This is a genomic window from Pseudomonas alcaligenes (genome assembly GCF_041729615.1).
Lineage (GTDB): Bacteria > Pseudomonadota > Gammaproteobacteria > Pseudomonadales > Pseudomonadaceae > Aquipseudomonas > Aquipseudomonas alcaligenes_B.
The window spans coordinates 3,192,096-3,202,500 of record NZ_CP154874.1; the positions used below are offsets into that span (position 1 = coordinate 3,192,096).

The window sequence follows — 10,405 nt, forward strand, 5'->3', positions numbered from 1 at the left end:
TATAATGCCGCGCCATGACTCGTTCCCGTACCCCCCGCAAAGGCGCCAAGCGCCGCGCCACTGGCCGTTCCTGGCTGGGCTGGCTGTTCAAGCTGTCGCTGGTCGGCCTGGTGCTGCTGGCCGCGTTCGCTGTGTACCTGGATGCCGTGGTGCAGGAGAAATTCTCCGGCAAGCGCTGGACGGTGCCGGCCAAGGTCTATGCGCGGCCGCTGGAGCTGTTCGTCGGCCAGAAGCTGAGCAAGCAGGACTTCCTCACCGAGCTGGATGCCCTCGGCTATCGCCGCGAAGGCGCGGCCAACGGCCCGGGCGCGGCGGCGGTGAACGGCAACCTGGTCGACCTGCACACCCGCGGCTTCCAGTTCTACGAAGGCAACGAGCCGGCGCAGCGGGTGCGGGTGAAGTTCTCCGGCGACTACGTGGCCGGCCTGACCCAGGGCAGCGGCGCCAACCTCGCCGTGGCGCGCCTGGAGCCGTTGCTGATCGGCGGCCTGTACCCGGCGCACCACGAGGACCGCATCCTGATCAAGCTGGATCAGGTGCCGCCCTATCTGGTCGAGACCCTGGTGGCGGTCGAGGACCGCGAGTTCTTCAACCACTTCGGCGTGTCGCCCAAGGGCATCGCCCGCGCCGTGTGGATCAACGCCAGCGCCGGCCAGCTGCGCCAGGGCGGCAGCACCCTGACCCAGCAGCTGGTGAAGAATTTCTACCTGACCAGCGAGCGCAGCCTCAGTCGCAAGCTTACCGAGGCCATGATGGCGGTGCTGCTGGAGCTGCACTACGCCAAGCAGGAAATCCTCGAGGCCTATCTCAACGAGGTGTTCCTCGGTCAGGACGGCCAGCGTGCCGTGCACGGCTTCGGCCTGGCCAGCCAGTACTTCTTCGGCCAGCCGCTGGGCGAGCTCAAGCTGGAGCAGGTGGCGCTGCTGGTCGGCATGGTCAAGGGGCCGACCTACTACAATCCGCGGCGTAACCCCGAGCGCGCGCTGGAGCGGCGCAACCTGGTGCTCGACCTGCTGGCGCAGCAGGGGGTGGTGAGCGTCGAGGTGGCCGAGGCGGCCAAGCGCAAGCCGCTGGGCGTGACCAAGCGCGGCAGCCTGGCCGACAGCTCCTTCCCGGCCTTCCTCGATCTGGTCAAGCGCCAGCTGCGCGAGGATTACCGCGAGGAGGACCTGACCGAAGAAGGCCTGCGCATCTTCACCAGCTTCGACCCGATCCTGCAGCTCAAGGCCGAGTCGGCGCTGTCCGAGACCTTCAAGCGCCTGTCCGGGCGGCAGGGGCTGGACGAAGTCGAGGCGGCCATGGTCGTGACCAATCCGGAAACCGGTGAAGTTCAGGCCCTGCTCGGCAGTCGCCAGCCGCGCTTCGCCGGCTTCAACCGGGCGCTGGACGCCAACCGGCCGATCGGCTCGCTGATCAAGCCGGCCGTCTACCTCACCGCCCTGGAGCGGCCCAGCCAGTACACCCTGACCAGCTGGCTGGAGGACACGCCGTTCTCCATCAAGGGCCAGGACGGCCAGGTCTGGCGCCCGCAGAACTATGACCGCAAGGCCCACGGCACCATCTACCTGTATCAGGGGCTGGCCAACTCCTACAACCTGTCGACCGCCAAGCTCGGCCTGGAACTGGGCGTGCCCAATGTGCTCAAAACCCTTGAGCGCCTCGGTGTCGAGCGCGAGTGGCCAGCCTATCCGTCGATGCTGCTGGGCGCGGGCGCGCTGAGCCCGCTGGAAGTGGCGACCATGTATCAGACCCTGGCCAACGGCGGCTTCAATACGCCGCTGCGCGGTATTCGCAGCGTTCTGGCCGCCGATGGCGAGCCGCTCAAGCGTTACCCCTTCCAGATTCAGCAGCGTTTCGATCCGGGGGCCATCTACCTGGTGCAGAACGCCATGCAGCGGGTGATGCGCGAAGGCACCGGGCGCTCGGTCTACAGCCAGCTGCCGGCCAGCCTGACCCTGGCTGGTAAGACCGGTACCAGCAACGACTCGCGCGACAGCTGGTTCGCCGGCTTCAGCCAGGATCTGCTGGCCGTGGTGTGGATGGGGCGTGACGACAACGGCAAGACGCCGCTGACCGGCGCCACCGGTGCCCTGCAGTTGTGGACAGGTTTCATGAAGAAGGCCGATCCGCTGCCGCTGGACATGCCGATGCCGGACAATGTCACACCGGCCTGGGTGGATGCCTACAGCGGTCAGGGTTCGGCAGCGGGCTGCCCGAATGCGGTGCAGATGCCCTACATCCGTGGCAGTGAGCCGGCGCCGGGGCAACCCTGCGGCATGCTCGACGCGCCGGCGGACAACGTGATGGACTGGGTGCGCGGTTGGCTCAATTGAATCCGCTCGAGTGAGGAAGTAAATGGCTAAGTGGTGGATGTGCGTTGCAGTGGCGATGACCGTGTTGTCGGGCTGTGCCAGTGTGCCCAGGGGTTCGATTCCCGTGGTGGATGCCAGCGGTCGCCTGATCGAGGATGAGCAGGGCGCCTACGCTGCCTCGGCGGTGCAGCCGACTCCGGCGCAGGCGCAGAGCCTGCCGCAGGATTCCGGCGTAGTGGTGATGGTGCCGGGCGGTGTGTCTTCCGCGCCCTTGCAGACCTATCCGGATGGCAGCAGTGCCACTCCGGCTACCTATGAGGCGGCGCCGCTGAGCAGCGCGCCCCTGCCGGCCACCGGAGGCTATCAGCCGCCCGTAGCCCCCAGCATGCCCAGTGGCATTCCCTCCGGTGGCGCTCTGGCCGCCGACGAGCAGCTGGACGGCCCGGTGCTGGCGCTGCTCACCACCGCCCAGCAACAGCAGGGGGGTGGCGATCTGAATGGCGCCGCTTCCAGCCTGGAGCGCGCTCAGCGCATCGCCCCGCGCGAGCCGCAGGTGCTCTACCGACTGGCCGAGGTGCGCCTGGCCCAGGGTGACGCCGCGCAGGCGGAGCAGCTCGCCCGTCGTGGCCTGACCTATGCCAGTGGCCGGCCGGCCCTGCAGGCCGGACTGTGGGGCCTGATCGCCCAGGCCCGCGAGCGCCAGGGCGACCCGGCCGGTGCGGCGCAGGCTCGTGAGCGGGCGCGGGTCAGTCTCTGATGGATAAGCGGGTGCCGGAGCTGGCCGATCAGTTGCTGTTGATCGAGCGCGAGTTGCGCATGCTGGGCTGGTGGCAGGCCGAAGCCCCGTCGGCTGAGGCGCTGGCCAGCCAGCAACCCTTCTGCGTCGATACCCTGGCCTTCGAGGCCTGGTTGCAGTGGGTGTTCCTGCCGAGGATGCGCAGCATTCTGGAGTCGAGCGCTCCGTTGCCTGCGGCTTCCGGCATTCTGCCGATGGCGGAGGAGAGTTTTCGCGGGCGGGAAGGTGAGGCGAGGGCGCTGCTGGCGGCGCTGGGCGAGTTCGACCGGCTGATCGGGGGCGCTCACTAAGAGCGCCCCGAGCGCCGGGATCTTATTTGCAGTTCTCGGCGATCGCCTTCTCGGTTTCGGCGATGCGGGCCTGGCGCTCTTCCTCGGTCAGGCGGCGCACTTCGCCTTTTTCCTCGATGCGCACGCGCGGGTTGTTCTGCAGCTGGGACAGGTTGGTGCGCACGCTCTCGCAGTATTTCTTGCGCTCCGCCTCCTGCTTGGCCACATCTTCCTTGACCTTGGCGTCGATGCTTTCCTGCTCGCTATCCTCAGCCGGTGCTGCGGCCTGCGGCTTCTTCTCGCTGTTGAGCTTGGGCTGGGTGATGTTCGGGTTGACCTCGGCGGCCTGCTGGCCCTCTGGCGGCTGTGAGCCGAAGTGGACATTGCCCTGGGCATCCACCCACTTGTAAATCTGCCCGGCCGTAGCTCCGGTGCTCAGGGCGAGCAGTACACTGCACGCGAGAATCATGCGACGCATGTCATTTCCTTTTATCGGCGGCAAAACCTGCCGGTTACTATAACCAAAACTGCTGAATCTTCATCCTGCTCCGCGTCACAAGCCAGAAACTGGGGCGGATGGCTTGACTTGGCGTTCAGTAATCCGAACAATCGGGCACTTCCTGCTGTAGTGGGGTCCGCCGCAAGCGTCCCTCAGCTCAGTGGAAAAAGGCGCTACCCGTGCCGACCCCCGTTACACCCGCAACGCGTTACCTCGCGCTGGGAAGGAAAGGCTCCGCAAGATTGGGCCGTTCCGCTACTCGTCAGGCAGACCCCTGCACTATCCGCGACCACAGTCGCGCCTGTCCGCTGACCGGTAAGACCTACTCAAAGGACCACTCGTTGTCGGGTGGTGATCTGGCGTTCTAGAGGTGAACAACGTGGAGCTTTTATCCGGCGCTGAAATGGTCGTCCGCTCGCTGCGCGACGAAGGCGTTAAGTACATCTATGGGTACCCGGGCGGTGCCCTCCTGCACATCTACGATGCCCTGTTCAAAGAACCGGAAGTGACGCATATCCTGGTTCGTCACGAGCAGGCTGCCACTCACATGGCCGACGGCTACGCTCGCGCCACCGGCAAGGCCGGTGTGGTGCTGGTGACGTCCGGCCCGGGGGCGACCAATGCCATTACCGGCATTGCCACCGCCTACATGGACTCCATTCCGATGGTGGTGCTGTCCGGCCAGGTGCCGAGCCGCATGGTGGGTACCGATGCCTTCCAGGAAACCGACATGGTCGGTATCTCGCGCCCCATCGTGAAGCACAGCTTCATCATCAAGCATCCTTCGGAAATCCCTGAAGTGATGAAAAAGGCGTTCTACATCGCCCAGTCCGGTCGTCCAGGCCCGGTGGTCGTGGATATTCCCAAGGACATGACCAACCCGGCCGAGAAGTACGAGTACAGCTACCCGAAGAAGGCCAAGCTGCGCTCCTACAATCCGGCGACTCGTGGTCACTCCGGGCAGATCCGCAAGGCCGTGGAGATGATTCTCGCCGCCAAGCGTCCGATCCTTTATTCCGGTGGCGGCGTGATCATGGGCAACGCCTCGGCGCAGCTCACAGAGCTGGCCAAGCTGCTCAACCTGCCGGTGACCAATACCCTGATGGGCCTCGGCGCCTTCCCGGGCAGCGATCGCCAGTTCGTCGGCATGCTCGGCATGCACGGCAGCTACACCGCCAACCTGGCCATGCACCACTCCGACGTGATCCTGGCCGTCGGCGCGCGCTTCGATGACCGCGTGATCAACGGCGAGACGGCGGCCAAGTTCTGCCCGAATGCCAAGGTCATCCACATCGACATCGACCCGGCCTCGATCTCCAAGACCGTCAAGGCCGATATCCCGATCGTCGGTCCGGTCGACAGCGTGCTGACCGAGATGGTCGCTATTCTCAAGGAAATGGGCGAGACCCCGAACAAGGACACCGTCGCCAGCTGGTGGAAGCAGATCGACGAGTGGCGCGGCGAGGGTCGTCTGTTCCCCTACAACGAGGGCGACGGCAGCATCATCAAGCCGCAGACCGTGATCGAAACCCTGTGGGAAGTGACTAAGGGCGACGCCTTCGTCAGCTCCGACGTCGGCCAGCACCAGATGTTCGCGGCGCAGTACTACCGCTTCAACAAGCCCAACCGCTGGATCAACTCCGGTGGCCTCGGCACCATGGGCTTCGGTCTGCCGGCGGCGATGGGCGTCAAGCTGAACTTCCCGGACGATGACGTGGCCTGCGTCACCGGTGAGGGCAGCATCCAGATGAACATCCAGGAGCTGTCGACCTGCCTGCAGTACGACCTGCCGGTGAAGATCATCAACCTGAACAACGGTGCCCTCGGCATGGTCCGCCAGTGGCAGGACATGCAGTACAACAGCCGTTACTCGCACTCCTACATGGAATCGCTGCCGGACTTCGTCAAGCTGGCCGAGTCCTATGGTCACGTGGGCATGCGCATCACCGACCTGAAGGATCTCAAGCCGAAGATGGAAGAGGCCTTCGCCATGAAGAACCGTCTGGTGTTCCTCGACATCGCCGTGGATACCAGCGAGCACGTGTACCCGATGCAGATTCGCGAAGGTGCCATGCGTGACATGTGGCTGAGCAAGACGGAGCGGACCTGACCATGCGCCATATCATCTCCCTGTTGCTGGAAAACGAGCCTGGCGCCCTGTCGCGCGTGGTCGGCCTGTTCTCTCAGCGCAACTACAACATCGAAAGCCTGACCGTGGCGCCGACCGAGGACCCGACCCTGTCGCGTCTGACGCTGACCACCGTCGGTCACGACGACGTGATCGAGCAGATCACCAAGAACCTCAACAAGCTGATCGAAGTGGTCAAGCTGGTTAACCTGTCGGAGAGCGCCCATATCGAGCGCGAGCTGATGCTGGTGAAGGTCAAGGCCACCGGCGCCCAGCGCGCCGAGGTCAAGCGCACCACCGACATCTTCCGCGGGCAGATCGTCGACGTGACCAGCAGCGTCTACACCATCCAGCTGGCCGGTACCAGCGACAAGCTGGACAGCTTCATCCAGGCCATCGGCACCGCGTCGATCCTGGAGACGGTGCGCAGTGGTGTGACCGGCATCGCGCGGGGTGACAAGGTGCTGAGCATCTGATCGCCGTGCTGCAGAAAAAGCCCCGCCTGGTGCGGGGCTTTTTTATGGCTGGCGATTCCAGAAGGCGGCGATCAGCGGGTCCTTGAGGCGCCTGTGCAGGGCGAACAGGCCGATGTCATAGGCGGTCAGCGGCGGCTGGATATCGTAGAGGCGGATGCGCGCGGTCAGCGGGCTGTTGTCCAACACGATCTGCGGCACCACGCCGATGCCGAACCCCAGGCTCACCATGCTGACGATGGCCTCGTTGCCGCTGACCTGGGCATAGATGCGCGGCTTGATGTTGTGGCTTTTCAGCCAGCGGTCGGTGCGCGTGCGGGCCAGACCTTCTTCCGAGAGGATCAGCGGCACGTCCTTCCAGCTTTCGGCGCTGGGCTGCCTGAGCTGCTCTTCGCTCAGCAGTTGCGGCGATTGTGGGCCGATGAAGCGCAGCTCGGAGCGGGCGATGGGCTGGAACGCGACGTCGGCCGGCAGGCTGTCCGGGCGCGCGCCGATGGCGAGGTCCTCCAGCTCCTGCTGCACGCGCTCGACGGCCTTGGCCGGATCGCCGGTGTGCAGCTTCATCTCGATGCGCGGGTAGTTCTGCCGGAAGCTGCTGAGGATGTCGTACAGGAAGCTGTAGCTGGCGGTGACCGAGCAATATAGGGAGAGTTCGCCGTGCAGGACCAGCTGGTCCTGCTTGAAGGCCTGGCGGATGGCCTGCCAGCCGTTCATGACCTCCTGAGCGTATTGACGAAACTGCTGGCCTTCACGGGTCAGGCGCACCGAACGGTTGTCGCGCATGAACAGCGGGGCGCCGAGTTCGTCTTCGAGTTGCTTGATGCTGCGGCTGAGGGCCGAGGGGCTGACATGCTGTTCGCGGCTGGTTTTGCCGAAGTGCAGGTTGTCTGCCAAAGAAAGAAAAAGCCTGAGGGCGTGGCTGTCCATGGTCGTTTCATATATCGGCACGTTGTATTGCAAATATATCATTTTACGCAATGGAGAGGATCGCTTAAGGTGCCTCCGTAGCGGTGCTATGCACCTCACCCCACACGTTTCAGAAGAGCCAAGACCATGAAAGTTTATTACGACAAAGACTGCGACCTCTCCATCATCCAGGGCAAGAAAGTCGCCGTGATCGGCTACGGCTCCCAGGGCCACGCCCAGGCGTGCAACCTGAAGGACTCCGGCGTCGACGTCACCATCGGTCTGCGCAAGGGCTCCGCTACCGTCGCCAAGGCCGAGGCCCACGGCCTGAAGGTCACCGACGTGGCCACCGCCGTCGCCAATGCCGACCTGGTCATGATCCTGACCCCGGACGAGTTCCAGGGTCGCCTGTACAAGGAAGAGATCGAGCCGAACATCAAGAAGGGCGCCACCCTGGCCTTCTCCCACGGCTTCTCCATCCACTACAACCAGGTCGTGCCGCGTGCTGATCTCGACGTGATCATGATCGCGCCGAAGGCCCCGGGCCACACCGTGCGCTCCGAGTTCGTCCGTGGCGGCGGCATCCCTGACCTGATCGCTGTCTACCAGGACGCTTCCGGCAACGCCAAGAACGTCGCGCTGTCCTACGCCTGCGGCGTCGGCGGCGGTCGTACCGGCATCATCGAGACCACCTTCAAGGACGAGACCGAGACCGACCTGTTCGGCGAGCAGGCCGTTCTCTGCGGCGGTTGCGTGGAGCTGGTCAAGGCCGGTTTCGATACCCTGGTCGAAGCCGGCTACGCTCCGGAAATGGCCTACTTCGAGTGCCTGCACGAGCTGAAGCTGATCGTCGACCTGATGTTCGAAGGCGGCATCGCCAACATGAACTACTCGATCTCCAACAACGCCGAGTACGGCGAGTACGTGACCGGCCCGGAGGTGATCAACGCCGAGTCCCGCGCCGCCATGCGCAACGCCCTGAAGCGCATCCAGAACGGCGAGTACGCCAAGATGTTCATCACCGAAGGTGCGGCCAACTACCCGTCCATGACCGCCTACCGCCGCAACAATGCCGCCCATGGCATCGAAGTGGTCGGTGAGAAGCTGCGCGCCATGATGCCGTGGATCGCTGCCAACAAGATCGTCGACAAGGCCAAGAACTAAGGCCGGTCGATGTTCACAAAGAACGCGGCTTAGGCCGCGTTTTTTTATGCCCGGTCGGGCTTCTGGTATAAAGCCCACTCGTCTAACCGTGGCGCCGACGAACCTGTGTCGGCGACGTCGGTCGAAGTCCCATCCAATCGCTGCAAGGTGTTGTTCATGAACGAACGTCCCGAGGATTCCGGCAAGGCCCCCGAGCCGGAGAGCCTGTTGCCCATCGATGAGCACGTGGAGGAAGGCCAGGACGCCGAGGGCCGCAAGGTCCGCCACCGTGGCATCTACCTGCTGCCCAACCTGTTCACCACGGCGGCGCTGTTCTCCGGCTTCTACGCCATCATCAATGGCATGAGCGGCCAGTTCGACCACGCTGCCATCGCCATCTTCGTTGCCATGGTGCTCGATGGCCTCGATGGCCGCGTCGCACGCCTGACCAATACGCAGAGCGCCTTCGGCGCCGAGTACGACTCGCTGTCGGACATGGTCGCCTTTGGCGTCGCCCCGGCGCTGGTCGCCTTCGAGTGGGCGCTGGGCAGCCTGGGCAAGGTCGGCTGGATGGTCGCCTTCATCTATGTGGCGGGTGCAGCGTTGCGTCTGGCGCGCTTCAATACCATGGTCGGCAAGGCCGACAAGCGCTACTTCATCGGTCTGGCCAGCCCGGCGGCTGCTGCGGTGGTCGCGGGAACCGTGTGGGCCTTCAGTGACTTCGGCATCAAGGGCTCGAACATGGCCTTCGTGGTCGCCCTGCTGGTGGCTGCCGCCGGCTGCCTGATGGTCAGCAACATCAAGTACCACAGCTTCAAGGACCTGGACCTCAAGGGGCGCGTGCCCTTCGTCGCCATCCTCATCGTGGTGCTGGTGTTCGCCGTGGTGTTCAGCGACCCGCCGCGCATCCTGTTGCTGATCTTCCTCGCCTACGCGGCCTCCGGCCCCGTGCAATATTTGTTGCAACTGCGTCGCCGCAAAGTGGCCGAGTGATGTAATTTCCTCGCGGCTCCGCGGTCTATTGGCGCATCAGTCGTCCAGGCCGTGGAGCCTTCCATGCTCATCAAGTCCCCTCCCGCGTCCGCCGCGCGCGAATGCGAAATCACCCCCGAAGCCATCTACCTTTCCCGTCGCCGTTTCATGGCTGCCGCCGGTGGCGCTCTTGCCATGGGCGTCTTGCCCACGCATGCGCAAACCGGGCGCTATGTGGATGTGGAAAGCGGTCCTATGCCCGCCTGGTTCACCGAGAAGCTGCCGGATGTGCGCTGGCAGGCCGTGACGGCAGGCGAGGAGGCGCTGACGCCCTACACCGATGTTACCCGCTACAACAACTTCTACGAGTTTGGCACCAACAAGGGCGACCCGGCCCGCTATGCCGGCATGCTGGAAGTCGAGCCCTGGTCGGTGATGATCGACGGCGAGGTGGCCAAGCCCGGTCCGGTGTCGCTGGAGCAATTGGTGCAGCCCCATCGTCTGGAGGAGCGTATCTACCGTCTGCGCTGCGTCGAGGCCTGGTCCATGGTCATTCCCTGGCTCGGTTTTCCCCTGGCCGAGTTGCTCAAGCGTGCCGAGCCGACTGGCAATGCCAGGTACGTCCGCTTCGAGACCAAGGTCGCACCGGAACAGATGGCTGGGGTGCGCTCGGGCTTTTCGCTGATCGACTGGCCCTATGTCGAGGGGCTACGCCTGGATGAGGCCATGCATCCGTTGACCATCATGGCGGTCGGTCTCTATGGGCGCGTGCTGCCCAACCAGAACGGCGCGCCGCTGCGTCTGGTGGTGCCCTGGAAGTATGGCTTCAAGAGTATCAAGTCGATCGTGCGCATCAGCCTGATCGCCGAGCAGCCGCGAACCACCTGGGAGAGTCTGGCGCCGGATG

Annotated in this window: 10 protein-coding genes (1 of these 10 running past the window's edge); 8 read left to right on the forward strand and 2 right to left on the reverse strand. The window is 64.4% G+C overall.

From position 1 onward, the window contains the following. Positions 1-14 precede the first annotated feature (14 nt). Genes mrcB through AAG092_RS15430 form a run of 3 tightly spaced genes read left to right on the forward strand, consistent with a single transcriptional unit; the run spans position 15 to position 3,398 of the window. Positions 15-2,333 (forward strand): penicillin-binding protein 1B, encoded by a 2,319-nt coding sequence (gene mrcB / locus AAG092_RS15420; protein ID WP_373387337.1) that lies wholly within the window; start codon positions 15-17, stop codon positions 2,331-2,333. Between the two features lie 22 nt (positions 2,334-2,355). Further along, positions 2,356-3,069, forward strand: a complete 714-nt coding sequence (locus AAG092_RS15425; RefSeq protein WP_373387338.1) for a tetratricopeptide repeat protein — start codon at positions 2,356-2,358, stop codon at positions 3,067-3,069. Further along, positions 3,069-3,398: a YqcC family protein gene (locus AAG092_RS15430; protein WP_373387340.1), complete on the forward strand. Its 330-nt coding sequence runs from the start codon at positions 3,069-3,071 to the stop codon at positions 3,396-3,398. Before AAG092_RS15425 ends, AAG092_RS15430 begins: the two co-directional genes overlap by 1 nt. A gap of 22 nt (positions 3,399-3,420) precedes the next feature. Here the strand turns inward: AAG092_RS15430 and AAG092_RS15435 are convergent, their stop codons facing one another. Then, entirely contained in the window at positions 3,421-3,855 is a 435-nt protein-coding gene (locus AAG092_RS15435; protein ID WP_373387341.1) for a DUF4124 domain-containing protein, read from the reverse strand. 400 nt (positions 3,856-4,255) lie between these two features. On the opposite strand from AAG092_RS15435, the gene AAG092_RS15440 reads away from it, so the two are divergent. Both AAG092_RS15440 and ilvN read left to right on the forward strand, forming a co-directional pair. Continuing rightward, positions 4,256-5,986: an acetolactate synthase 3 large subunit gene (locus AAG092_RS15440; protein WP_110683897.1), complete on the forward strand. Its 1,731-nt coding sequence runs from the start codon at positions 4,256-4,258 to the stop codon at positions 5,984-5,986. A gap of 2 nt (positions 5,987-5,988) precedes the next feature. Further along, positions 5,989-6,480, forward strand: coding sequence for an acetolactate synthase small subunit (gene ilvN / locus AAG092_RS15445; RefSeq protein WP_076428090.1), 492 nt, complete (start codon positions 5,989-5,991; stop codon positions 6,478-6,480). A 42-nt stretch (positions 6,481-6,522) separates the two neighbouring features. Here ilvN and ilvY read toward each other — a convergent pair whose 3' ends face one another. Beyond that, positions 6,523-7,404, reverse strand: a complete 882-nt coding sequence (gene ilvY / locus AAG092_RS15450; RefSeq protein ID WP_373387342.1) for an HTH-type transcriptional activator IlvY — start codon at positions 7,402-7,404, stop codon at positions 6,523-6,525. 126 nt (positions 7,405-7,530) lie between these two features. On the opposite strand from ilvY, the gene ilvC reads away from it, so the two are divergent. The 3 genes from ilvC to msrP all read left to right on the forward strand — a co-directional run. Next, positions 7,531-8,547 (forward strand): ketol-acid reductoisomerase, encoded by a 1,017-nt coding sequence (ilvC, locus tag AAG092_RS15455; protein WP_237045477.1) that lies wholly within the window; start codon positions 7,531-7,533, stop codon positions 8,545-8,547. A 156-nt stretch (positions 8,548-8,703) separates the two neighbouring features. Next, positions 8,704-9,519: a CDP-diacylglycerol--serine O-phosphatidyltransferase gene (pssA, locus tag AAG092_RS15460; protein WP_110683882.1), complete on the forward strand. Its 816-nt coding sequence runs from the start codon at positions 8,704-8,706 to the stop codon at positions 9,517-9,519. Between the two features lie 63 nt (positions 9,520-9,582). After that, positions 9,583-10,405, forward strand: the 5' portion of a protein-coding gene (gene msrP / locus AAG092_RS15465) for a protein-methionine-sulfoxide reductase catalytic subunit MsrP (RefSeq protein WP_373387343.1). The gene runs 179 nt beyond the window's last position; only the first 823 of its 1,002 coding nucleotides appear in the window; the start codon lies at positions 9,583-9,585; the stop codon falls past the right edge of the window.